Origin of the sequence: Roseateles amylovorans (genome assembly GCF_025398155.2) — a bacterium.
GTDB classification, from domain to species: Bacteria; Pseudomonadota; Gammaproteobacteria; order Burkholderiales; family Burkholderiaceae_C; genus Roseateles; species Roseateles amylovorans.
On sequence record NZ_CP104562.2, the window covers coordinates 2,929,898 to 2,952,915 of the forward strand.

The following is a 23,018-nucleotide window of genomic DNA, read 5'->3' on the forward strand; positions in this document are numbered from 1 at the left end:
GAGCGATGATGGTGGGGGGCGACGCAGGGCGTCGTCTCGCGGACCACGCCGCATGTTGCGGTCGTTCGCGTTGGGAAGACGGAAACAAGAAGATCGTGTGGTCCGATTTCAGAGCCCGCTTCGCGCGGGCGCTTCGTCGTGGGCAGGCTGGCGGCCGTGAAGCCGGGCGCGGCGGTGCGCCGACGTCAGCCGCTGCGCAGCCGCCCCTGCGGGAAACGCCAGCCCAGCGGGCGCGTGCCTGGCGAGCCCTTTCCACCTTGTTCCTGGACACCGAGCTGGACGATGACGACATCACCGCCATCGCCCGTGAACTCCGGCTGACCGGCTTCGGCGCCGCCGAGCTGCAGCGTGTCTACGAGGAAGAGGTGGCTCCGGTCTGCTGGCGCAATCTCACCGTGCTGCCCGGCGGTGCCTGGGCCGCCTTTGACGACGAGTGGCTGATCACCAGCATCCAGGGGCGACTGGACCGGCTGCAGTCACGACCGATGCATCCGACCGCGCGCAAGCTGCGGATCCGCTGGTGGACCAGATCCACCCGCAAGGATTGGTTGCGGGTGCGGGATCGGTTGAGGATCTGAACCATGTCGGTTCGCGGACGCCGGGGTGCCCTCGGCCCTTCCACCGCGCCGCATGCGAGCTGGAGCCGGTTTCCGTCGGCGGGCGAGCTTCGGTTCCGGTGCTCATTGAACTGGCAGTCGATGTCCGAAGCGGACGCGGCGACCTTGGCCGGTTCGTTCGCGGTGGAGATCCGTGCCCGTCGCCAAGATCCGATGGGGGCGAGGGACTGGATCTGGCTGGTGTATCGGCTGCCTGACGGTCTCCGCCAAGTCCTGCTCGAGGAGCTCGATCAGGGAAACCTGTTGGTGGAAATCGGAGAATCCTCCTGGCCCAGCCCCCGAAGCATCGTGGGGACGCTGCGTGATCGTTTCCACGGACAGGGCCGGCGCTGGCCTGAGGGCGTGGTGTGGCACGAGGTGAATGACCCGCGTCAATGGCGCGAGGACGTGGCCGAGACCCGGGACGGGCAGGAGTTCCTGCTGATGACCTGACGCCGCGGGGCGGCCGTTTCAGCCTGCTCTTCAGCGGGCGGTTGCAGACGCGATCCGGGGTGGGCGAGGGCGCTGACGGTGGGTGTCACAGGTCGCCGGGGTGGCGCGCTGGGGCTGCTCTGAGGTTTCATGGCTGTAACGATTTGCAAGGCCCCCCTGAAATGGCGGGGGTCGATCGGGTCCCGGACGGCCGAAGTGACTTTCGACAATTCCCGGTGACAGGGCTTGCCCCTAGTCTGAGGGCTGGACGATCAGGCCTTGCCCATGCCCGCACCGACACCTTTCCGCCTCAAGACCTCCTTGCCCGAAGACACGCTGCGTGTGCACACCTGTGTGTCGCGCGAAGCGCTGAGCGACCTCGGCGAGACGACGCTCACCGTGCTGAGTGAACGCAAGGACATTCAGGCCACCGAGCTGCTAGGCAAGCCCGCCTCGCTGACGGTGGCGCTGCGTGACGATGTGCCCCGGCATGTGAGCGGCTATGTGACGCGATTTGCGCGCAGCGGCTTCGAGGGCAAGCACAGCGTCTACCAGATGACGCTCAAGCCCTGGCCCTACCTGCTGACGCGCACCGCGGACTGCCGGATCTTCCAGGAAATGACGGTGCCCGACATCGTCAAGATGGTGTTCGACGACCATCCGGTGGCGCGCTTCGAGCTCAAGCTGTTGCGTCCCTACCGCACCTGGAACTACTGCGTGCAGTACCGGGAGACGGATTTCAACTTCATTGCCCGCCTGCTGGAGCATGAGGGCATCTACTGGTACATCGAGCACGACGAGGCCGGTCACAAGCTGGTGCTGTGCGATTCCGCCAGCGCGCACGATGCGATCCCCAGTTGCGCCACGCTGCCGTTCTACGGTGGCGACGGCCAGGTGCCGCCGCAACTGGAGCATGTGGCGCAATGGTCCAACGTGCAATGCGTGCAGCCGGGCAAGGTGGTCATCACCGACTACGACTTCCAGCGCCCGTCCAGCTCGCTGCAGACCAGCCAGACCCGCAAGCGGGACTACGACCTGTCGGACGGCGAGATCTTCGACTACCCGGGTGGCTACATCCAGAACGGCGATGGCGCGCAGTATGTGGAGGACCGGCTCGACGAGCTGCAAAGCGCCTACGACCTGTATGACGGCGCGACCAATGCGCAGGGCGTCCACACCGGTCACCTGCTGTCGCTGAGCCGGCACCCGAGCGACGACCAGAATGCGCAATACCTGGTCACGGGCACCACGCTGCATCTGCGCCAGGCGGTGAGCGAGGCGGGTTCGGGATCGACCGATCTGAGCTGCAGCTTCAACTGCATTCCGGCGGCCCAACAGTACCGGCCGCTGCGCCGCACGCCCAAGCCGATGGTGCCGGGGCCGCAGACGGCGATCGTCACCGGTCCGGCGGGCGAGGAGATCCACACCGACAAGTTCGGGCGGGTGAAGGTGCAATTCCACTGGGACCGTCGCGGCCAGCACAACGAGCAGAGCTCGTGCTGGGTGAGCGTGGCGCACCCGTGGGCGGGCTCCAACTTCGGCGGGGTGCACATTCCGCGCATCGGGCAGGAGGTGATCGTCGGCTTCCTGGAAGGGGACCCGGACGCACCGATCATCATCGGACGCACCTACAACGGCGAGAACCTGCCGCCGTGGGACCTGCCGGCCAATGCGACTCAGAGCGGCTTCCTGACCCGGTCGACCAAGGGTGGCGGTTATGGCAATGCCAACGCGATCCGGTTCGAGGACAAGAAGGGCGATGAGCAGCTTTGGATCCACGCGGAGAAGAATCAGGACATCGAGGTCGAGAACGACGAGACGCATTGGGTCGGGCGGGATCGGACCAAGACGATTGACCGGCATGAGACGACGCTGGTGAAGGGGAACCGGACGGAAACGGTGAACCTGGATGAGACGATCACGGTGCATCAGAACCGGACCGAAACGGTGGATCTGGACGAGACGATCACGATCCACAAGAACCGCACTGAACGCGTCGACCTGGACGAAAAAATCTCGATCGGGATGAATCGTTCAGAGGACGTCGGCGTCAATGAAACGATCAGCATTGGGTCTAATCGTTCGGTCACGGTTGGAGGAGCCAAGTCCGAAACCATCGCGTTAATGAAAACCGAGACGATCGGGTTGGCGAAGGCGCTGACCATTGGCCTTGGTTATCAGACCACGGTTGGTGCGGCCATGAACACCACCGTCGGAGGACTGCAAACCGAACAGGTGGGCCTCTTCAAGCAGGTCTCGGTTCTGGGGGGGGACTACACGGTCAGCGTCAACTCGGGAAGCTATGCACTGACGGCCGCCAAAGAAATCAGCTTCACGGTGGGTAAAGCCAACATGGTGATGAAAGAGGATGGAACGATCATCATCAACGGCCACACCTTCAGTGTGGGCACAACCGACGCGCAAAACTTCCGAGCCGATGGTGACATCACCGTCAAGGCTAAGACGATCTACGACAACTGATCATGAAACGCAGCGTTTCCCAGGCAGAGCCGACCTCGGCCCCGCAGAACGACCCAGGTAGCGAACTTCTGCAGCAGATGTTGGAAGGTCGCACATTGACAGAGCCTCAGTTGATCAACGGCGTCGTCGTCGGAGAACTCGCGGGTCAGACTCCCGATGGCGACGCCTTGATCAGCGTCACGTCGATGGGGCTGAACGCCCGAGTGGCACGATGCGCCGCAATAGTGGATCTCTCGCAATTTGGATTGGCAGTGGCGGTCTCTTTCGAACAGGGGAACCCTCATAAGCCGATCATCATGGGGGTGATGCAGCCCCAGCCGCAGCGTCCAAATGGAAGTGTGTCCGGCGTTCCGGTCGAGGCTTCAGTGGACAGGAAGCGACGTGTCGTGATTCAAGCGGATGAGGAAATCGAATTGCGATGCGGGGATTCAGCGATTGTGATGACGTCGGATGGACGCATTCATCTTCGCGGGCAGAACATCACCAGTGAAGCAGATATGTCCCAGAGGATTCTGGGCGCTTCCGTGAGCGTGAACTGAACAGGTTGACTGTATGCAGATCGTCGCCGCATCGGAGAATTTGGCCAGCAGTGCCACAGTGAGCGTGGACAGCTCGGGACGGGAGCATCTCGTCGTCGTCAGCAAGGCCACATGGCGCATTCCCCAAGAGGGACAGAGGCCTCGGCCAATGCCGCCTCAGCCGTTGGCGTTCGTCGATCAGTACCACGGTGAACCTGGCGATAGCGCAATGCGTTACGGTGATGATTTTGCGCGGTTCAAGGCGCGTTGCGACGTGCTCTTTGCTGCGCAGGCGTACTCGCCGGACGGACAGCCGTTCACGCAGCTCGAAGTGTTTTGGCAAGTTGGCGCATTGAACAAACGTCTGCTTGTCAAAGGCCAGCGCGAGTGGCGCGTTCGCATGGGCCAGGCCATGATGACGGAGATCCGCCCGGTGATCTCGGTGCCATTGCACTACGGCTTTGCATGGGGAGGTTCTCAGCGTCCGATCGATAGCGAACAGTATGCTCCGGCGCCGCATCCGACCAATCCTGCCGGTCTGGGATGGTTCGAGGCGGATCGCTTGGCTCTGAGCCATGGGCAGGTGCTTCCTTCGCTTGAGGTCCCCGGGGAGCCAGTGGAATCCCCCCGGTCAGCCCGAACGCCGGCGGCGTTTTCTGCGGTACCGCGCGACAGCGAGTGGCGGCGCCGTTATGCAGGTACCTATGACGCAGCCTGGAAGCGTGACCAGTTCCCGCTGCCACCGATCGACTTCGACGAACGCTTTTATCAGTGTGCACCCGAAGACCAGCAGATGGTCTACCCCACAGGCGGCGAAGAGGTGACGCTTCAGCATATGGTCGCTGGTAGGCCCCTGGTGCGCTTCAAACTGCCGCGACTTGATCTTCATAAGGTTCATGTGCTCCGTACCGATTACAGCGTCGAGTCGCCGAAGCCGGTGGTGGATACGGTGTTTTTCGAGCCCGATGAGGACCGCTTCTCGGTGGTGTGGCGAGCCAGTGTGCCTATCCGGCGACGCATCCAAGAGTTCGACACCATTGCTGTTGGCGCTGTTAATCCGGCGTGGTGGTTGGACCTGATGGAAGGTCGATGCATCAATTGCGGGGAGGCAGCCTGATGGCGTTGGTCGTGGAATCGGCGGGACTGTGCTGCTCGGTTGGCGCAACGTTGGCCAGTGCGGCTCATGCTGTGCGTGCGCGAGTGGATCACTTCCAGCGCAGCGAGTTCCGTGATTCGACGGGGCTGCCTGTGGTCGTCGCAAGGCTTAAGGTGGACAACGATCTCTGGGGGCCACGGCGCCTTGCTCAGTGGATACATGCCTCCGTTGAGGATTGTCTGCAGGGTGCGCAGCAGCGCCACCAAGTGTCGGATTTGCCACTTTTCTGGCTGGGGCCGGAGCCGGCGCGGCGGGGTGCCAATCCGGGTTGGTATCGCGCCGCTTACGAGCATGCGCAGACTCTGATGGGTGGGAGCTTCCATCCGGATTCCAAGTTGTTCGCGTTGGGCAAGGCAGGCTTGCCTGCGCTTCTTACCCATGCCGAGCAATGGTTGTCGGCCAATCCTGGACGGGCTGCTTTGGTGCTTGGCGCCGACACGTTGCTCGAGTCTGCCGACATCGGGCAGTATTTGCGTGCGCAGCGGCTGCTGGTGGGCGAAAACTCGGATGGGTTTATCCCCGGAGAAGCGGCCGCAACGCTCTTATTACGTCCACAGTTGCCGGCGCCGGTGGGGCAGACCCGGTTGCATGTGCTCGGTTGGGGGGCTGGTCAAGAGCCCGGCCGTAGCGATGGCAGCGTACCGACTCGCAGTGTCGGTCTGACGGATGCGCTGCGTGCCGCCATGGAAAGGTCTGGACTGGCCTTCGAGCAAATCGGATTCCGTTTCAGCGATCAAAACGGGGAGGCCTGGTTTGCGAAGGAAGCCGCCAGCGCGTTGGCACGTGTCACTCCTGTGGGAGGACACAAGCTGCCCGTGCAGACTCTGGCCGACTGCATCGGTGAGGTAGGCGCTGCGACCGGTCCGGCCATGCTTGCCTATCTTCATGCCCTAAGTCCTGCGCTTGGACGCCCACCGTATGCCCCTGCGATGACTGGGCTGTTGCACTGCGCCTGCGATGGCGACCTGCGCGCCGCGGCGGTCGTCGCCTTCCGAGCGAACTGAATCGGCATGCATTGCGCCACTCTTACTTGACCAGTCATGGGCACCAACGTCTTCATCAACTCGCGCGAAGCCTGCTCTCAGGCGGCTGACGGCTTTACTGCGCCCGCGTTTCCGGATCCTTGCTGGAGTCCACCCCCGCCCCCCGCCGGTCCAGTGGTTCTTCCATATCCCAATACAGCCTTCGCCAAGGAATTGACCAATGGAACGAAGACGGTCTTTATCAAGCGCAAGCCCGTGGCGGTTAAAGATGTCTCGTTCTTGGCCAACAGCGTTGGCAACGAGCCGGCCACGCCTGCCTTCCAGAAGGGTGTCGCGACCCAAGTAATCAAGGGCAAGAGCTATTTCGTGGACTGGTCACCTAACGTCAAGTTCGAAGGCTTGAACGTCTGTCGGCACCTTGACCCGACCACCCACAACCACCGCTGATCGTTGCAATGGCACTCACAATCCCAAAGGGCGCAACCGGCAGCACGAATAAGAGGCGCAGGTCCGAGGATCCCTCCGACCGCGGCCAGCAGCCGCACAAAAAGCCCACCAAGCAGGCGGCGTCCGGTACAAATACGGCCACTTTCCCGTATTTCGACAAACAGAGCCTTCCACCTTCCTGCAAGGCCGATAGCGATCGCATCCATGAGAAGTGCGACAAGGATGAAGGTGTTCAAGAAGGCAAGGACTCCTTCGCCAAGGCAAAAACCGACGGAGCCCAGCATAAGCCTGGCTCGTTGGTGAATCGGCTCCAAGGCAAGTTCCGCGGCGCTCTTCGCGCCATTGATGGCGTCGGGAAAATCTCCAGCAAGTACAAGCCGAACGCCAAGAACCAATGGATGGAGAACCACTGCACGGGCTTGTGGAACAAGCCGGGTGGCGGTGAGGGTGGGAGTAATATCAAGAAGTTTGAAGACCAGATCGCCGATACGATCAAGAACGAGAAGGAAGTCGTCGAGAAGGTCAAGAATGAGGCGATGGAAAAGCTGCAGAACTTCGCCAAGGACTATTACAAGGAACATCTCAACGAGACGATGGGCGCTGCAGCGGAAAAAGCGGCAAAGCGTGCTGCGATGTCCCGTTTCCCGGCCCTGATGGCAGTGGTGGGGCGAGTCAGTGCCTACGAAGGGTTGGGTAAGCTGATCGGCAATGTGGCCGGTGCCATCGCCACGGATGACATGGCCAAGCGCTTCGACGCGGTGGAGAAAACGCTAAATGCGGCGCAGGAGAAACTGAGCGAGGTGATGAGTTTCACCAAGGGCAAGGTTGAAGATGCGATGGCCTCCACGCAGGCGGGTATTGCCTATGCGAACCCCTGCATCAAGGCACGCAAGTGCATGCTGATTCCGTACAAGGATACCGATAAGACTGCGCAGGGTAACGGCTGCTGTCCGGGGCAGACCGGGCATCATGTGCTGCCGGATGCGATGTTCTATAAATATGCTCCAGAAACCCATCCCAAGACTGGAAAAGTCAGTATGAAAAAGGGTGGGCATCGAGATTGCTGGAAGAAATACAAGCATGGCGATGCTCCGACCATTTGTTTGGAAGGCACTACAAATAGAGCTACAAACGGCAGTCACGGAATCGCACACAAGGTCACCAACGAGTTCATAGCGGACCATCGCTCAGCCCAAAGTATGAGCTACGAAACTGCGTCTACGGAGATCTCAAAACTGTTGGGAACGCCTTTTGGCTGTAATCCGGACTGCATCAAGGCTCAATTGGACGCGTATTACAAAAAGGCGCACGGCTGCGGCGATTTGGATAAGGCTGAGGTCACCCCGCACTCTGGAGAGCCAGGGGGTGGACCGAGAGTTACCGATGATGACGGTATGATGTAATCTCTGGGGTTATATATGATCATTGAAGATTCAGTTTGGAAAAAGTATTTCGACGGTTATACGGTATTTGACTGTGCAATATTCCGTCAGCAGGGGTTTTTCTTCATTCTGGTTGAAGAGAAAGATAGTCGAGATGTACTTCCTAAGACGCGCCTGATAACATTGGCGACAGATAGGCTGGGCGAGGCTGGCATTCGCAGGTCGCAAGCGGAAGATTTCTCGTTCTCCAGCGTTGCGTGTGGGGTTGACCCGACTGAATATGTTGTTGTAGATACGGGTAGCAATGTATACAGCGCGAGTGGCAAGTCCAATCAATTTGAGCGAAAAATTGAGGATCTTATTAGTCTTAAGACTCCTGTTGGAACGATGGTAACCATTCGGCGAGTGGTGAGAGTCGCAGGAAAGTTGTATGCGGTAGGTAGCAACCGTCGGTTGTATCGACGTGAGGGCGTAGAGAAATGGGTAGACCTTCACTCGAAAGGTGTTGGCGCTCCCATGCCAGCAGACTATATGGAATCGAAACTCAGCGGTTCTTGGAGTCGAGTGATTGGATTCAAAGATCTCAGCGCCTTCAGCGAGACAGACTTCTACGCCGCGGGAGGTGAAGGCGACCTGTGGCGATTCGATGGAAAGACTTGGACTCAATGTCCGCTTCCTACGAACGCCCAGTTGGAAACAGTGTGCTGCGCCGGCGACGGCAAGGTGTACGTCACTGACTTGCACGGCAACGTCTGGGCGGGTCGCGAAGAAAAGTGGGCCCAGGTCGCGACGAGCGAACTCAGCTGGGGATCGCAACCCGTTGACGCCTTCTGGTTCAAGGGCCGCATGCTGTTCGGGGCGCAGGAGGGGCTGTACGTCATCAACGGAAGCAAGCAATTGGTGCCGCTTGGTGATGTCGAAGACGGCGTTCCCAGCTCGATGGTGACGGGTCGTATCGACATCAGCCCGGACGGCAATCACCTGCTGACCGCTGGACCGTACGGTGCCTGCCTCTACGACGGCAAGACCTGGACCCGTCTGTTCAGCGCTTTCGACTATCGTTGAGATGAACGATGAATCCATCGTGGCACCGCGCTTCGAGCAGGTGCTACGTCGTCACGTACAGGATGCGGCCTTCTACTGGAGGCAGCTCGATGGTTCGCTGCAGTCGTCGCAGCTCACGCCAGATCGCTTGGACGAGTTCAGCCTGCAGATGCATGCCCATTTGGACGGCCTGCTACACGCTAGACGCGACGGGTGGGATTTTGCGTTGGACGCATTCCTTCGCTGGCGACAGACAGGCGAGACATTTGTCGTGTCTTGGCTGGCGGCTCAGGTGGACCACCCCTCACTCTGGGAGAAGGTCTGGCCAGTCATTCAAGCGAATCCGGACGGCTTGATTCGAGGCGCTGTGTCCGCTTTGGCTTGGTTGCCGATGGACCGCAGCACGGCGTTAATGCAGCGATGGACATCGTCGGACGAATCCGTGATTCGCACTGTAGTGGCATTGCGTGCAGCGGCCCTCGTCGACTTGCCGGCGCGCGCGTTGGGCATCCGGTCCTTGGAGTCTTGGCTGAGGCATGCCGATCCGTTTGTGCAATCGGCTGCTTGCCGCTGGGCTGCCTGTTCTGCGAATCGTGAAGAACCTGTGGCAGATGTGCTTCGACAATGTCTGGCAGCCGAAGATCGTTGCGTGCGGGCTGAGGCCGCCATCAGTTTGGCCTTAAGGGGCGAAGCCAGCGATACCGCGCTCAGTGCCTTGTGGCGCAGCACCGTTGAGCAAATGGCAGAGGTTCAAAAGGTCACAGGTTGGCACCAAAAGCAAGGCTGGCGGCGCCTGGACCGCTGGCTCGCTCACATCGGGCACGCCGCACCGCGAGGACATTCCGGAATCGACTTGCTCCTTCAGCAGTTACCTCCGAGGGCGGGGCTGAGGGTGGCGCTTCATCATGGGGATCCTGCTCACCTGGACTATGTTCTCGCTCAATTGGATCACCCTCAGCACCAGCGTTTTGCCGCTTGGGTGTGGCAGACGTTGACTGGGTGGGATCTGGACCTCAATGGTCTAACTGTGGCTGATCTGGAAGAGGATGAATCGGTGGGGCTGGAGGGGGTGAACGTGCCGTCGCTATACGATGCTGGACTGCCTCGTCCTGCCGTCGACGCTATCAGGAAACTTCACGCAGACCTCGACATCCAGATCCCCGATGACACCCGGTTGCTGAGTGGGGAAGCCGTTTCGCTGGCCCTTGCGGCGGAAGTGCTGAACGACGCCCCCCAGGCCGTGCGCCATGTGGCCTCCTTGGCGCTCGATCACGGAGCGCCTGAACATAGCTTCCATGTTCGCGCTCCATTGTGGAAGCAGCGGCATGCCTTGCAAGCCCTTCATCTGGCGGCGACAGCATGACGATAAGCGATCCTTGGGCGGATGCGAGGGCGATTGCTCAGCGGCTCCGACAGAGCGGAGCTGAATTGCTGGTTTTGATTGGTGCTGCCGCTTGGTGCAGCAAATGCCAGCGGCTCCGCCCGGCTTTTGAGCAATTGTCGGGACAACTTCCTGGTCACGTATTGCCTCTCTGGTTGGATCTGGAGGATCACGCCGAATTCCTGGATGGCTTCATTGCACCGGATCTGCCGTTGCTTCTGCGGTGGCGCCAGGGCACCTGCGTGCAGGCGGCGGTTGTCATTGAAATCGCACCGGAAGCAGTCCCGTCCGAGCAAGTCAAGCTGCAGCCGCTAGTGCTGGATGGGTCACGCCTGCTAGACCCGCACCAAGGCGAATGGATCGAGCTGCCGCCGCTGTGGAAGGAGTTTGTTTCTGAGTCCTGGGCTGCTGGCGGGTAAGTCGGCATCAGGCGTGTGCTGTGGGGCCATCGGAATTGCAATCATCGATCGCTACCGCAAAGCGATCGATGCCCCTGCAGAGAAGTCTTCATGGTCAGGTCGCCACATGACCATTGCTGACGGTCGAGACTTGCGAGGTCGGTGGTCAGATTCGGCTGCCTCCTGCCGAAGTCGGATTGATGGACATGAATCGAAGGCCATCGCATGAATGCCTGCCTCTCTCTGGATGACTATCAAAAGCGCTTTGAAGGGTTCGGCATACGCGATTGCGCCGTGGTCTCACCTGGCTGCTACTTGTTCGTTGCTGTGCAGGATTGGGACGATGCCCGGCCGCGCCCTTTTGAGAGTGAGCTGAGTAGCAGGCTGCATAAGCTGGAGATCGATTCGGAAAGGCCCTGGGTGACTGCCGGGCTCACCGGCTTCAGTCGTCTCAAGTGCGCCGGGCTGAAAGGCAGTGGCGACGTCGGCCTGGCCATGGATGGCTTGGGTCAGGTGTATGTCAGGCGGGCGCATGGTGGCGGGATGGAAAACAACGTCCCTGGAGGGCAGGGCGTCGGGCCTTTGCGTGGAGCGGTCAATAGCATCAAGCAGTTGAATGATCGTCTCTACGGATGCGGCGGCGCCCGAAGCCTGTTCCGACGAGTCGGCCCGGACCGCTGGGAAGAAATCGGCCCGTTGCCACCAGAGGGGCAGGGCGAAGTCGGCTTCCATGATTTCGATGGATTCAGCGAGTCGGACCTATACGCCGCCGGCGGCCAGGGAGATGTCTGGCGCTATGACGGCCGTGCGTGGCACCAGGTTGCCTTCCCCTCCAATCAGTGGATCAAGTCAGTGTGCTGCGGCGCAGATGGCCAGGTGTATGTCGGCGCAGAGTCCGGAACCGTGTTCCGTGGCCGCGGCGATCAGTGGGAGTTGATTCATCAAGGCGATCTGAGCCTGCCATTCCGTGACATGGTCTGGTTCAACGATCGTGTCTATGCCACCAACGATTACGGTTTGTGGGAGATCCGGGACGGCCAGGTTCGCCCAAGCGCCGCACCGATCGAGATCACCAACTGCGCGGGAAACCTGTCCGTGGCCAACGGTGTCATGCTGATGGCTGGCGCCTACGGGGCCGCGGTGCACGACGGTCAATCGTGGTCGAGACTGTTCAGCATTTCCGAACTCGCCCGAGCGTCGAAGGGCCGATGATCTGTGGAAGCCCTTTCAGATAGTCCGTGTCTTCGGAAATCACTGACGTTCGGACTGGCATTCAGAACAGTTCTGGAGATTACTTTTGACCAAGCAATTAGACATTCCCGAATCGTTTTCACCAAAGAATCTTCGACAACCGATGGTTCTATGACTGCGCAGTGATCCGCCGGCGGCGAAGGCAACCTCTGGCGCTTCTACGGCAAGGCCTGGCGCCAGTGTCAAGTCCCCACCTGCATGACGATGGAAAGTCTGTGTTGTGCGGGTGACGGTAGCGTCTATGTCGGCTTGCAGTCGGGCGGCCTGATGCGTGGGCGCGGAGACGACTGGGAGGTCATCCACGAAGACAACATGACCGTCCCCTTCAAAGACATCGTCTGGTACCAGGGCCAGCTGTGGTGCACGTCGGAATACGGCCTGTGGACGGTGGGGAAGGACGGCAAGCTGGTCGATGCCGACGTGCCCGGGTTGGTCTCGGCATGCGCTGGCAACCTGTCGTCGGCAGACGGCATCCTGATGGTTGCCGGGCTCAACGGGGCTGCCATTCATGACGGCATGGAATGGCACCGTCTGCTGTAATTTGCAGCCGATGCTGCCCGCGCGGCCAACGGGCTCTCACCCGGGGCACAGGGACGCACATGGCAGTTTGCACTACGAAGGGAGGCGGACAGTGGGCCGGAATCTGCTACGAACACGAAGTACGTGATCGGTTCGGGACCCGCCAGGACAAGGTCTCGACCGCGCTGAAGTAACGGTTCAGAAGCGCACTACTGAATCCCGCCTAGGATATTGGGTCTCGCTCATCCAGATCACACGCAGCGAAGCCGCAACGCCTGCTATCCGCGATCGCGACGTCGTTCAAACACCGTCTTTGCAGGAATTAGCGGTGTAGACGATTTGGTGAATTGCCATTGCCTCGTATAAGCAGCTAGTTTGAATAGGTTGGCCATGAACATTGAGAGCTTTATCAAATTCCTTGCGCATTCCACTGTGAACGATCGATTCGATGAACAGTTGGAGGCGGCCGGCCTGAAGGAGCGACCCAAGGGGGATGATCCGACAGTCTTTGTGAAAAGTCCTGATGAGGGCTTCATTCTTGGATTCAGCTCGAATGCGGCTTTCCAGGAGTTCTATGCGACCGAACCCAAAACACCGGGTGGTTACATTTTGGTCTCTATTTATGGAGAGCCCGGCAAGGCGGAGCTTCCCTTTGCACTGGATTGGGCGATGACGGCCAATCAGATTAAATCAAGGCTTGGCGAGCCGAAGAGGATCGCTGCATCCAATGCCACTTTCGTGCACGAAGGGTTACAGGTTGTGTGCCGTTTCAAGGACAAGTCAATGCAAGAAATGACTTCGGCGACTGTCTCTTTGATCGACATCTACGCGAAGCAACGCTTCGGGTTGTAAGAGGCATGTTCTCCACCGACTCGCTTTTAGCCTTCATCGGCCGCTCGCCTGCTGGGCCTGAAATGGACGAATGGCTCAGTCAGCAGAGAATTCGTCATCGGCCATTCACGGCGGAGGAAGATGAATGCTTCAAACGCGATTCCTATCGTGCGGGCCGGAATGCGCGGGCTAGCGAGGTGGACGAGGTGGAGCGACACAGTCTGGCGCTCATCTATGATAGAAAAGCCCTCTATTGGTCGCTTGTTGGCAAGCCTGACGAAGTCCCGCCGCTTGATCCCGGTCCATTTGTCTTGCGCGAGGTCGCCTTCTTTGCTTCCGGTTTTCAGAACTATCGCGGGTACGAAGGTGAGTTGCCGGCCCAACTGCGCTTTGGCCAATCTTCAACCGAAGCAATACAGTTGTTGGGCGATCCCCTAGCACGTCGGAAGGTTCGGGACTTGATCTGCCTGCTCTGGGCCGTGGACGATTGGATCCTCAATGCCAGTTTTCTTGAAGGGGATGACGATCTTGGCGTCGTGCACATCCGTCGCCAGAATATGTATGACCGTCGTATGCTGGGTAAGGATCGCCAACGTGATGACAATGAGCGGGGCCCTGCCGACATGGCGCACAAAGCGGTGGGACGCTCACTGGTCGGACCGATTGCTGGTGACGCACTTGCTTCCATCGGCTGGGCGCCAAATCTGTTCGACTTAAGCAACGCAGGCGAGATTACCCATTACATGCCAACGCGCGGAGTGACTTTGTATGTTGGTGACCGCGGTCAGGCACCTTCCGTCTTGACGGGGATTCGATTCAACCGTCGCGGGGACATGGGGAGCGAGGGATTCGATGGTCGGATGCCTCATCAAATTGAGTTCCATGATACGCCTGCTGTAGTGGAAGCGCGGGTTGGGCGGCGGCCCGACAAGATCACTCAGGCGCCGGATACTGGGGCATATCTTTGGCACATGGGTAAATATGACCTTCATGTCATGTTTAGCTTAATTGACTATCAGGTCTATCGTACCTCGTTGTTCATGGCAACGTAGATCTTCGCGGCAGAATGCAACCTCGGTAGTTTCCTTAGAACAAACCCGTCGCTGGATCTGCCCAGCTGTCGATGCTTTTTAATCTGGGTAATTCTGAATCAAGCTGATTGTTGATTATAATTTTGGAAAATATATCGATGAAATAATCAATAAATAGCTTGATTGATCGAAATTTTAAAGATTTAAAGGGTATTGATGGATATAAAAATTCTGGTTTCCTTCTTGGGCCATTCATCCGTGCATGATGCGTTCGATGAATTCTTGATCGAGAATGAGATCAAGATGCGTCCGAAGCTGTCTGACAGCTATCCGTACAAGGTTAAGTCTTCAGAACCAGGCCTGGCATTGACTTTTGAAGACTCTGCGGAAGCAAAGGGCATGGCACGGAAAAGTGAAGGCCAGTTCGTATTCCATGAAATCTACTTCGATTTTGACCCACATAAGGGAGTGTTTCTGGGGGAGCTCCCCTTTGGCATCGGCGCGGCCCGGTCCATCGAGGGCATCGAAGCGGTACTCGGTAGCCCACGGGTTCGGCGGGACAGCGCGAACCCGAAGTTCCCAGGCCTCTTTGCGAGCTATTTGATCGACGGGATGGTGATTCAACTCAAGTTCGCAGATGCCGATGGCAAGGTGCTCAAGTTTGCGCGAGTCGGGTTGAAAGAAGACAACCATGTCAGTCAAGGGCTGGCCTAATCGCATGGATCGATGCAAATATCCACCGATGATCTGCTGAGTTTTGTCGGCCGCTCGCTCGCGGCTGCTGATTTTGATCAGTGGCTCGAACTCATCCGATCTATAACTGCCCGCCCATCACGAATAAATCGGACCGAGAGGACGACGCCCGTGATCCCTTTGCCGGCGCTTCTGGCGTTGAACCGCTAGTAGGTTTTGCCAATCCCGCCGCGTCATGAAGCGGTTGCGGATTCTGGCTTGATGAATGCAGGTCCGTCCGACGGAGGCAACATTCGAAGCTCGTCAATTCTGACGCCTTGGCGCCGACCTCTCTGACGATTCCCTGCAATGGGCGCGTGGGCCACGGCGGGCTTGGTCGTTACAGCGAGGAAACTTGCGCCCATCTGCCCGAATGGCCAAGCTGCATTGAACGCCATCATGGATATCAAGAACGTCAAGGAGCAGGCGAAGTCGGGCGTCCAGGGTTTCAAGGACAACCCTCACAAGGCCCATGCAGATATCATGAGCCTGATGACGTAATTGAATTCTTGAACCACAGCTTGATAAACAATATAAAAGTTGCTTCGGAAGGGGCTTGGCCGCTTATTCGGATTCAGGGGCGTCGGCAGAGATTCCAAGGCACTTCAAAGAAGGGCGCAAAGAAATAATGCTCATCACAGTGGAGGAGTACAAAGACGTGCTCGAAAAATATTTCGTCGTGGATTGCGCGATTCGCGAACGGAACATTTTTGGCTTCGCATTAGACCGTGTCTTTTCGGACAAGGAGGTTGAGGAGGAAGAGCGAAATAAATGGGACAGATCGCTGCGTCCAAAGCGGCTTGCCGTTTTTTACCGAGACGATGCCGAAGGTGAACGCTTGGGTGCAGAGAACTTGGGCAATTGGGGACCTCTGCAATTGGGTGCTATGACTGTCCCAACGAGCCAATTCCTACTTTACGAAAGTCATGAGGATCGCGTATACGTCATCGGTTCAGGTCGTGATGAATTCGAGAATCCAATTGATCCTCGAAAAAATCCTGATGCGCCGGTCCATGCGGGAGTTCGTCGTATTAAGACTTTTCATGGTAAAGCATTTCTTGCAGGCGGTTATCGAGGGTTTACCGAGCGTTTAGGGCCGGATAGTTACCGCAGTCACAAAACGCTAGTGGGTGGATATCCGTTGAGCCATCCGGAAAGCGGGAGAGAGGGGTTCGTCGATTTCGATATGTTCTCGGAAACCGACATCTATGCTGCCGGTGGAAAAGGGGACGTTTGGCACTTCAACGGATCAGCTTGGCGCCAAATCCAACTACCCACAAATGCATGGCTAAATACCGTGTGCTGTGGGGGCGACGGCATGGTCTACATCTCCGGCTACGAGGGGCTGACCTTCATGGGCCGCGGCGACAATTGGAAGCAAATCAACGCCGGTGGAATTTATCTCGGCTGGAAAGACATGGTCTGGTTCGAAGACCGTGCCTGGGCCACCAGCGATAACGGCCTGTGGACCATCAAAGACGGCAAGGTGGAGTTTCGGAATCATCTGCTCCCTTCCGAGATCAGCGTCTGCAGCGGCAATTTGTACGTTGCCGATGGCGTCATGTTGATGGCGGGCCTTGGTGGGGCGTGTTTCCGCGAGAACGGCAAGTGGCACAGCATTTTCACAGCGGGCCAAATGGGCAAGCTGCTGCTCGACGAGGCCAAATGAGCCTGCCGCCGATTGCTTGGCCCGGCCTGCCGAAGGTCGTCGAGCCGCTGGTGCGCCGGCACGCCGAGGATGCTGCGTTCCATTCGAACTGAACCACTCCGTCGGCTTACGTTTTCCCCGTGGTGATAGGCGTATTGACGGCGGCCCATTTCATCGATACGTCGACGGAACTGCCGTAAATGTCGTGGCAGAGGGGCCTGGCGGCATTAGAAGAAATTTAGGAGCGGATCCTCGTCGCCCGTATCATGGATTAGTCGGGTGCCTATTGTAAAAAAGCTCCATGCAGTGGGGGCTAGGATGGCGCTGAGGTTACTCCACATTCGGGTGAGCCAGGGGCAAAGGTTGTGGATGACAATTGCGGGATGTGACTGGCGAGACGCATATGATTATTGAGAAATCGATTTGGAAGAAGTATTTCGAAGGCTTCACATTCTTTGGCTGTGCGATTTTCCGTCGGCAGGGTTTTTGTTTTGTGCTTGTAGAGGAGAAGGGTAGTTTTGACATTCTGCCAAAGACGAGAATATTAACCGTTATTGCAGATAAGGCCGCAGAGGCCGGAATCCGTAGGGCGCAGGCTGAAGATCTTTCTTTCGCAACCATTGCTTGCGGGCTTGATCCCACTGAATATGTTGTCGTTGATACTGTAAGCAATGTATACAGCGCGAATGGGAAGTCAAATCAGTTTGAGCGAAGTATTGAGGATCTGATTAGCCTCAAGACCCCTGTTGGAGCCATGGTCACCATTCGGAAGGTAGCGAGGGTGGCTGGCAAGGTGTATGCAATCGGAAGCAATCGTCGTCTATACCGTAGGGAAGGTATCGAGAAATGGGTAGACCTTCACGCTGAGGGTCGCGGGGCGCCAATGCCGGCGGACTACACGACCTCCCGTACGGATTGGGGACGAGTACTTGGGTTCAAAGACCTAAGCGCCTTTAGCGAGACCGACTTCTACGCCGCAGGCGGAGCAGGTGACTTGTGGCGCTTTGATGGCAAGACTTGGCAACAATGTCCGTTGCCGACCAATGCCCAACTGGAGACAGTCTGCTGCGCCGGCGATGGCAAGGTCTACGTGACCGACCTGCACGGCAACGTGTGGGCGGGCCGCGAAGAAAAGTGGACCCAAGTCGCGACCAGCGAACTCAGCTGGGGATCGCAACCCGTTGACGCGTTCTGGTTCAAAGGCCGCATGCTGTTCGGCGCGCAGGAGGGGCTGTACGTCATCAATAGAAACAAGCAAGTGGTACCGCTTGGTGACGTCGAAGAGGGAGTACCCAGCTCGATGGTGACGGGGCGTATCGACATCAGCCCAGACGGCAATCACCTGTTGACCGCTGGACCGTACGGGGCCTGCCTCTACGACGGCGAGACCTGGACGCGCTTGTTCAGCGCTTTCGACTATCGTTGAGATGAATGATGAATTTATCGCGGCACTGCGCTTCGAGCAGGTGCTGCGTCGTCACGTGCAGGATGCGTGTCAGGCGACATCCAATACTGCCCCCCTGACGACATCCAGAACTGACCCCCTTCACTAGAAGGAGGTCCGCATGACGGACGTTGTGACCGATCCTTCCCGCGTCATGTACGACGGTGGGAGGCAGACGATGTTGGCTCCGCAGGAGGTGCAGAGGATGCTGGCGCTGCAAGCGCAGGGCTGGGGAGCCAAGCGCATCAGTAAGGAACTGGGCTGCAGCCGCAACACCGTGCGGGAGTACCTGCGCAGTGGCGGCTGGAAGCCTATGGACGTGTCGGGGCGCTCCAGCTTGCTCGAGCCGCATTTGGCGTGGCTGGAGCAGCGTCTTCGCCAGCACAAGGGAAATGCCGACGTGGTGCGCCAGGAGCTGCAGCGCGAGTTTGGCATCACTGTAAGCCTGCGCACCGTGCAGCGCGCCGTAGCGCCGATGCGAGTGGCGCTGCGTGCTCAGGCGCTCGCCCACGTGCGCTTCGAGACGGCGCCTGGCCTGCAACTGCAGGTGGACTTTGGCAGCACCCACGTGCAGGTCGGCGAGGAACTCACGCGCGTCTTCCTGTTCGTCGCAACGCTGGGCTACAGCCGTCGCACCTACGTGCTACTGAGCCTGCATGAGCGCCAGTCGGCCTGGCTGCTCGGCCTGGAGGGCGCGTTCCGGCATTTCGGCGGCGTGCCGCACGAGGTGCTCATCGACAACGCCAAGGCGCTCGTGGAGGAGCACAACCGCCAGACGCGCGAGGTCAAGCTCAACGACCGCTTCCGCGCCTTCTGCAGCTACTGGGGCGTGACGCCTCGGGCCTGTGCGCCGTATCGGGCCCAGACCAAGGGCAAGGACGAGCGCGGGGTCGGCTACGTCAAGCGCAACGCCATCGCAGGGCACACGTTCGCCAGCCTGGACACGCTGCAAGCCCACCTGGACCGCTGGATGCGCGACGTGGCTGATGTGCGCATGCACGGCACGACCGGCGAGCCACCCATCGAGCGGTTCGAGCGCGATGAGCGTCGGTCCCTGCGTCCGCTGCCGTCAAAGGCGCCGTTCCTGCAAATGCGCGAACTCGTGCGGCGCGTGCACACCGACGCCTGCATCGAGCTGGACACCTCCCGCTATTCCGTGCCCTGGAAGCTCATCGGTGAGCAAGTCAGCGTCGTGGTGTCCGACTGCGAGGTGCAGGTGCTGTACGCCGGCCAGGAAGTGGCGCGGCATGCGCAGAGCTCCTTGCGTCGCAGCAGCGTCATCGAGCGCAGTCACCTGGCCGGCATCGTCGGCAGCCAGTTCATCGGCGCGACCCGGTTGGCGCCGCCGTCCGCTGCGGCGCCTGCCGAGTTGCAACGCGACCTCGTCGAGTACGAGGCGCTGGTCGGGGGAGCCTGGTAATGGCACGCGTCAAGAAGACCGAACAAGCCATGCCTGTGGACGAACTCGGCGGCATGCTGACGCGGCTGAAGCTGACCGCCATCCGCGACCAGCTCGACACGCTGCTGGATCAGGCCTCTCGCGCCGACATGACGCTGCGCGAGGCGCTGCAACTGCTGTGCGCCGCCGAGGTGGCACGCAAGGACGAGCGCCGCATCCAGATGGGCATGTCCATCGCCAAGTTCCCCTGCGTACGCACGCTGGAAGGCTTTGAGTTCGATGCGCAGCCGTCCATCGACCCGAAGCTGGTGCGCGAACTAGCGACCTCACGCTGGGTCGCCAACGGGGACACCGTGCTGCTTCTGGGCCCCCCTGGCGTCGGCAAGACGCATCTGGCGGTCTCGCTCGGCCGGGAGGCCATCCTTCCTGCGCGGCTACTCAACCCTGTTCGCTTCGGCGACCAGCGTCGTAACGCAGCTCGTGCGCGCGCACGACGAAGGCCGCCTGGAGGAGAAGCTGACGCACTTCGCCAAGCCAAAGCTACTGGTCATCGACGAACTCGGCTACCTGCCGTTCGAGGCCAACGCGGCGCACCTGTTCTTCCAACTCGTGAGCCGTCGCTATGAGCGCGGTGCCACGCTGATGACGAGCAACCGATCCGTGGCGGAGTGGGGTGGCGTGTTCGGCGACGCGGTGGTCGCCACCGCCATCCTGGACCGCCTGCTGCACCACAGCCACGTCGTCACGATCCGCGGCGACAGCTACCGGCTCAAGGCCAAACGCAAGTCCGGCCTCGTGAGAGACAACACCGCTCCCGCCGCAGTGATCTGATCATCAACCCAGGGGGTCAATTCTGAATGTCGTTAGGGGGGCAGTTCTCGATGTCGCTTGACAATGCGGCCTTCTACTGGAGGCAACTGGATGGTTCGCTGCAGTCGTCGCAGCTCACGCCGGATCGCTTGGAAACCTTCAGCCTTCAGACAGACGTGGAATTGGTCGTGTCTTGGTTGGCGGCTCAGCTCGACCACCCCTCACGCGCTTGCCCATCCCAGCACCGGAACGCCTCCAGGGGCCTGATGGTGAAGGCGCGGAATCGGAGCGGTTGCAATGGTCAGCAAAATTCCGGCTATTTGGCGGACATTCCTTGAGGAGAAATGATTGCTGCGACTTCAGGACTACAAGGCCTATTTCGAGGGATTTGGCATTCGTGATGCCGTCCTTCGGGACCGAAATATTCTGGTGTTCATTGCACTGCAAGATTGGGACGACACCAAACCGCAGCCGTTCGAGGAGGAACTGAAGACTCGATACATCTGCTACTTCCGCGATGAGGATCGCTGGGGCGCCGATCATCTGGAAGGATTTGCAGGAATGATGGTGGGCGCCAGCGTGAAGCCGTTGTGTCAGAACATTTGCGTCGACCGGTCTGGACAGGTCTATGTGAAGGGAAGCGGAGTGACGGCCGTCGAAAAGAAGATCCCCGGCGGCATGGGGCACGGCCCCAAGCGAGGGAGTGTTCGCAACATCAAGCAAATCGCGGGGTGGTTGTACGGATGCGGCGGCGCCCGAAGCCTGTTCCGACGAGTCGGCCCGGACCGCTGGGAAGAAATCGGCCCGTTGCCACCAGAGGGGCCGGGCGAAGTTGGCTTCCATGATTTCGATGGATTCAGCGAGTCGGACCTGTACGCCGCCGGCGGCCAGGGAGATGTCTGGCGCTATGACGGCCGTGCGTGGCACCAGGTTGCCTTCCCGTGCAACCAATGGATCGAGTCGGTGTGCTGCGGCGCAGACGGCCATGTGTATATCGGCGCAGAGTCCGGAACCGTTTTCCGTGGCCGCGGCGATCAGTGGGAGTTGATTCATCAAGGCGATCTGAGCCTCCCATTCCTTGACATGGTCTGGTTCAACGATCGTGTCTATGCCACCAACGATTACGGTCTATGGGAGATCCAGGACGGCCAGGTTCGCCCAAGCGCCGCACCGATCGAGATCACCAACTGCGCAGGAAACCTGTCCGTGGCCGACGGTGTCATGCTGATGGCTGGCCCGCACGGTGCGGCCCTGCATGACGGTGGATCCTGGTCGCGGCTCTTCAGCATCGCCGAACTGGGCCGTGAGTCGACAACTCGATGAACTACGCCGCTGCGCGGCAGACGATGCGAGCGCCCTTGGCCCCCTCGGTGGTCCGGCTTCCGTCAGGTGCTCAGCATTGGGGCGAAAAGAAGTGATCCGGTGAGGAGTCGAGTCAGGTGATCCTGGCGGAGGGTATGGTATAAAAATGGAAATTTGGAATAATCCATGAAAATTTTCTCAAAAGCGACTTTTGAGGCGAATGTTAAGGGTTATTCGATTTTCGACTGTGCATTTAATAATGCCGATCGGTTTTGTTTTCTTCTCGTGGAGCAGAAAAGTTCGCGAGATGTTTACCCTCGTACGCGTTTTTTGGTTTTGGGTCTTGATGGTCCGACTGCCCCAAGAATTGGCTATTACGACACAGGGGAAATGACATTTTCGTCTATTGCTCGTGGTTTCAATCCAGAGGAATATGTGGCTGTCGATTCAAGGAGTAGGGTCTACTCCTCTGACTCTAAGCGTCGAGGTGAAGAGTCGGCAATTGAAAGTTTGATCAGCCTCTCCAATGAGGCGGGCGACACTGTGGTGATTAATCGTGTAGCCAGGGTTTCGGGAAAGATTTACGCAATCGGCAGCGATCGTTGTCTCTACCGTCGGGAAGGAATTGAAAAGTGGGTTGATCTTCATGCCGAAGGTCGTGGAGCCCCTATGCCGGCCGACTACACGACCTCCCGTACGGATTGGGGACGAGTACTTGGGTTCAAAGACCTAAGCGCCTTCAGCGAGACCGACTTCTACGCCGCAGGCGGGGCAGGTGACTTGTGGCGCTTTGATGGCAAGACTTGGCAACAATGTCCGTTGCCGACCAATGCCCAACTGGAGACAGTCTGCTGCGCCGGCGATGGCAAGGTCTACGTCACCGACCTGCACGGCAACGTGTGGGCGGGCCGCGAAGAAAGTTGGACCCAAGTCGCGACGAGCGAACTCAGCTGGGGATCGCAACCCGTCGACGCGTTCTGGTTCAAAGGCCGCATGCTGTTCGGCGCGCAGGAGGGGCTGTACGTCATCAACAGAAACAAGCAAGTGGTACCGCTTGGTGACGTCGAAGAGGGAGTACCCAGCTCGATGGTGACGGGGCGTATCGACATCAGCCCAGACGGCAATCACCTGTTGACCGCTGGACCGCACGGGGCCTGCCTCTACGACGGCGAGACCTGGACGCGCTTGTTCAGCGCTTTCGACTACCGTTGAGATGAACGATGAATTCATCGT

At 59.1% G+C, this 23,018-nt stretch carries 22 protein-coding genes and 1 pseudogene; all 23 read left to right on the plus strand.

The genetic code is table 11. The features are described from left to right. The first annotated feature begins 8 nt into the window (after positions 1-8). The 23 genes and pseudogenes from N4261_RS26235 (at position 9) to N4261_RS12465 (ending at position 22,997) form a co-directional block, all read left to right on the plus strand. Positions 9-578, plus strand: coding sequence for a DUF7079 family protein (locus N4261_RS26235; protein WP_435532039.1), 570 nt, complete (start codon positions 9-11; stop codon positions 576-578). 120 nt (positions 579-698) lie between these two features. Beyond that, positions 699-1,049, plus strand: a complete 351-nt coding sequence (locus N4261_RS12365) for a hypothetical protein (RefSeq protein WP_261760437.1) — start codon at positions 699-701, stop codon at positions 1,047-1,049. Positions 1,050-1,313: 264 nt separating this feature from the next. Continuing rightward, the gene (locus N4261_RS12370) at positions 1,314-3,509 is read left to right on the plus strand and encodes a type VI secretion system Vgr family protein (RefSeq protein ID WP_261760438.1); all 2,196 of its coding nucleotides are present in this window, start codon (positions 1,314-1,316) and stop codon (positions 3,507-3,509) included. A gap of 2 nt (positions 3,510-3,511) precedes the next feature. Further along, positions 3,512-4,048 (plus strand): DUF6484 domain-containing protein, encoded by a 537-nt coding sequence (locus N4261_RS12375; protein ID WP_261760439.1) that lies wholly within the window; start codon positions 3,512-3,514, stop codon positions 4,046-4,048. A 13-nt stretch (positions 4,049-4,061) separates the two neighbouring features. After that, positions 4,062-5,144 carry a DUF2169 family type VI secretion system accessory protein gene (locus N4261_RS12380; protein ID WP_261760440.1) on the plus strand — a complete coding sequence of 361 codons (1,083 nt, stop codon included), beginning with the start codon at positions 4,062-4,064 and terminating at the stop codon, positions 5,142-5,144. Continuing rightward, positions 5,144-6,187 (plus strand): hypothetical protein, encoded by a 1,044-nt coding sequence (locus N4261_RS12385; protein ID WP_261760441.1) that lies wholly within the window; start codon positions 5,144-5,146, stop codon positions 6,185-6,187. Before N4261_RS12380 ends, N4261_RS12385 begins: the two co-directional genes overlap by 1 nt. 36 nt (positions 6,188-6,223) lie before the next feature. Beyond that, positions 6,224-6,613, plus strand: a complete 390-nt coding sequence (locus tag N4261_RS12390; protein WP_261760442.1) for a DUF4150 domain-containing protein — start codon at positions 6,224-6,226, stop codon at positions 6,611-6,613. Between the two features lie 8 nt (positions 6,614-6,621). Continuing rightward, the gene (locus N4261_RS12395; RefSeq protein ID WP_261760443.1) at positions 6,622-8,016 is read left to right on the plus strand and encodes an HNH/endonuclease VII fold toxin-2 domain-containing protein; all 1,395 of its coding nucleotides are present in this window, start codon (positions 6,622-6,624) and stop codon (positions 8,014-8,016) included. Between the two features lie 15 nt (positions 8,017-8,031). Further along, a complete protein-coding gene (locus N4261_RS12400) occupies positions 8,032-9,060 on the plus strand; it encodes a hypothetical protein (RefSeq protein ID WP_261760444.1) in 1,029 nt (342 codons plus the stop codon). A 1-nt stretch (position 9,061) separates the two neighbouring features. Further along, positions 9,062-10,402 (plus strand): hypothetical protein, encoded by a 1,341-nt coding sequence (locus N4261_RS12405; protein WP_261760445.1) that lies wholly within the window; start codon positions 9,062-9,064, stop codon positions 10,400-10,402. A 65-nt stretch (positions 10,403-10,467) separates the two neighbouring features. Further along, positions 10,468-10,839 (plus strand): thioredoxin domain-containing protein, encoded by a 372-nt coding sequence (locus tag N4261_RS12410; RefSeq protein ID WP_261760446.1) that lies wholly within the window; start codon positions 10,468-10,470, stop codon positions 10,837-10,839. Positions 10,840-11,043: 204 nt separating this feature from the next. Further along, positions 11,044-12,030, plus strand: coding sequence for a WD40/YVTN/BNR-like repeat-containing protein (locus N4261_RS12415; protein ID WP_261760447.1), 987 nt, complete (start codon positions 11,044-11,046; stop codon positions 12,028-12,030). A gap of 237 nt (positions 12,031-12,267) precedes the next feature. Beyond that, positions 12,268-12,609 (plus strand): hypothetical protein, encoded by a 342-nt coding sequence (locus N4261_RS12420; protein WP_261760448.1) that lies wholly within the window; start codon positions 12,268-12,270, stop codon positions 12,607-12,609. 369 nt (positions 12,610-12,978) lie between these two features. Next, positions 12,979-13,440, plus strand: coding sequence for a hypothetical protein (locus tag N4261_RS12425; protein ID WP_261760449.1), 462 nt, complete (start codon positions 12,979-12,981; stop codon positions 13,438-13,440). A gap of 5 nt (positions 13,441-13,445) precedes the next feature. Then, a complete protein-coding gene (locus N4261_RS12430) occupies positions 13,446-14,471 on the plus strand; it encodes a hypothetical protein (RefSeq protein ID WP_261760450.1) in 1,026 nt (341 codons plus the stop codon). A 195-nt stretch (positions 14,472-14,666) separates the two neighbouring features. Further along, positions 14,667-15,164: a hypothetical protein gene (locus N4261_RS12435; protein WP_261760451.1), complete on the plus strand. Its 498-nt coding sequence runs from the start codon at positions 14,667-14,669 to the stop codon at positions 15,162-15,164. A 574-nt stretch (positions 15,165-15,738) separates the two neighbouring features. Further along, positions 15,739-16,851: a hypothetical protein gene (locus N4261_RS12440; RefSeq protein ID WP_261760452.1), complete on the plus strand. Its 1,113-nt coding sequence runs from the start codon at positions 15,739-15,741 to the stop codon at positions 16,849-16,851. A 382-nt stretch (positions 16,852-17,233) separates the two neighbouring features. After that, positions 17,234-18,256, plus strand: a complete 1,023-nt coding sequence (locus N4261_RS12445) for a beta propeller repeat protein (protein WP_261760453.1) — start codon at positions 17,234-17,236, stop codon at positions 18,254-18,256. Positions 18,257-18,395: 139 nt separating this feature from the next. Continuing rightward, entirely contained in the window at positions 18,396-19,694 is a 1,299-nt protein-coding gene (gene istA / locus N4261_RS12450) for an IS21 family transposase (RefSeq protein WP_261760454.1), read from the plus strand. 53 nt (positions 19,695-19,747) lie between these two features. Continuing rightward, positions 19,748-20,035 (plus strand): annotated as a pseudogene (locus N4261_RS26055) (ATP-binding protein); the annotation flags it as partial. Positions 20,036-20,153: 118 nt separating this feature from the next. Continuing rightward, positions 20,154-20,504, plus strand: coding sequence for an ATP-binding protein (locus tag N4261_RS26060; RefSeq protein WP_290428859.1), 351 nt, complete (start codon positions 20,154-20,156; stop codon positions 20,502-20,504). 327 nt (positions 20,505-20,831) lie between these two features. Further along, on the plus strand, positions 20,832-21,806 hold the full coding sequence (locus tag N4261_RS12460) for a WD40/YVTN/BNR-like repeat-containing protein (RefSeq protein WP_261760455.1): 975 nt from the start codon (positions 20,832-20,834) through the stop codon (positions 21,804-21,806). A gap of 165 nt (positions 21,807-21,971) precedes the next feature. Beyond that, positions 21,972-22,997 (plus strand): beta propeller repeat protein, encoded by a 1,026-nt coding sequence (locus tag N4261_RS12465; protein ID WP_261760456.1) that lies wholly within the window; start codon positions 21,972-21,974, stop codon positions 22,995-22,997. The last annotated feature ends 21 nt before the right edge of the window (positions 22,998-23,018 follow it).

Excerpts from the sequence above, each read along its gene's own strand:
- N4261_RS12430 (WP_261760450.1), top strand. The coding sequence starts at position 13,446 with ATGTTCTCCACCGACTCGCTTTTAGCCTTCATCGGCCGCTCGCCTGCT.
- N4261_RS12380 (WP_261760440.1), top strand. The coding sequence starts at position 4,062 with ATGCAGATCGTCGCCGCATCGGAGAATTTGGCCAGCAGTGCCACAGTG.
- N4261_RS12405 (WP_261760445.1), top strand. The coding sequence starts at position 9,062 with ATGAACGATGAATCCATCGTGGCACCGCGCTTCGAGCAGGTGCTACGT.
- istA (WP_261760454.1), top strand. The coding sequence starts at position 18,396 with ATGACGGACGTTGTGACCGATCCTTCCCGCGTCATGTACGACGGTGGG.
- N4261_RS12415 (WP_261760447.1), top strand. The coding sequence starts at position 11,044 with ATGAATGCCTGCCTCTCTCTGGATGACTATCAAAAGCGCTTTGAAGGG.
- N4261_RS12420 (WP_261760448.1), top strand. The coding sequence starts at position 12,268 with ATGACGATGGAAAGTCTGTGTTGTGCGGGTGACGGTAGCGTCTATGTC.
- N4261_RS12465 (WP_261760456.1), top strand. The coding sequence starts at position 21,972 with ATGAAAATTTTCTCAAAAGCGACTTTTGAGGCGAATGTTAAGGGTTAT.
- N4261_RS12390 (WP_261760442.1), top strand. The coding sequence starts at position 6,224 with ATGGGCACCAACGTCTTCATCAACTCGCGCGAAGCCTGCTCTCAGGCG.
- N4261_RS12400 (WP_261760444.1), top strand. The coding sequence starts at position 8,032 with ATGATCATTGAAGATTCAGTTTGGAAAAAGTATTTCGACGGTTATACG.
- N4261_RS12370 (WP_261760438.1), top strand. The coding sequence starts at position 1,314 with ATGCCCGCACCGACACCTTTCCGCCTCAAGACCTCCTTGCCCGAAGAC.
- N4261_RS12395 (WP_261760443.1), top strand. The coding sequence starts at position 6,622 with ATGGCACTCACAATCCCAAAGGGCGCAACCGGCAGCACGAATAAGAGG.
- N4261_RS12365 (WP_261760437.1), top strand. The coding sequence starts at position 699 with ATGTCCGAAGCGGACGCGGCGACCTTGGCCGGTTCGTTCGCGGTGGAG.
- N4261_RS26235 (WP_435532039.1), top strand. The coding sequence starts at position 9 with ATGGTGGGGGGCGACGCAGGGCGTCGTCTCGCGGACCACGCCGCATGT.
- N4261_RS12445 (WP_261760453.1), top strand. The coding sequence starts at position 17,234 with ATGATTATTGAGAAATCGATTTGGAAGAAGTATTTCGAAGGCTTCACA.
- N4261_RS12435 (WP_261760451.1), top strand. The coding sequence starts at position 14,667 with ATGGATATAAAAATTCTGGTTTCCTTCTTGGGCCATTCATCCGTGCAT.
- N4261_RS12385 (WP_261760441.1), top strand. The coding sequence starts at position 5,144 with ATGGCGTTGGTCGTGGAATCGGCGGGACTGTGCTGCTCGGTTGGCGCA.
- N4261_RS12375 (WP_261760439.1), top strand. The coding sequence starts at position 3,512 with ATGAAACGCAGCGTTTCCCAGGCAGAGCCGACCTCGGCCCCGCAGAAC.
- N4261_RS12425 (WP_261760449.1), top strand. The coding sequence starts at position 12,979 with ATGAACATTGAGAGCTTTATCAAATTCCTTGCGCATTCCACTGTGAAC.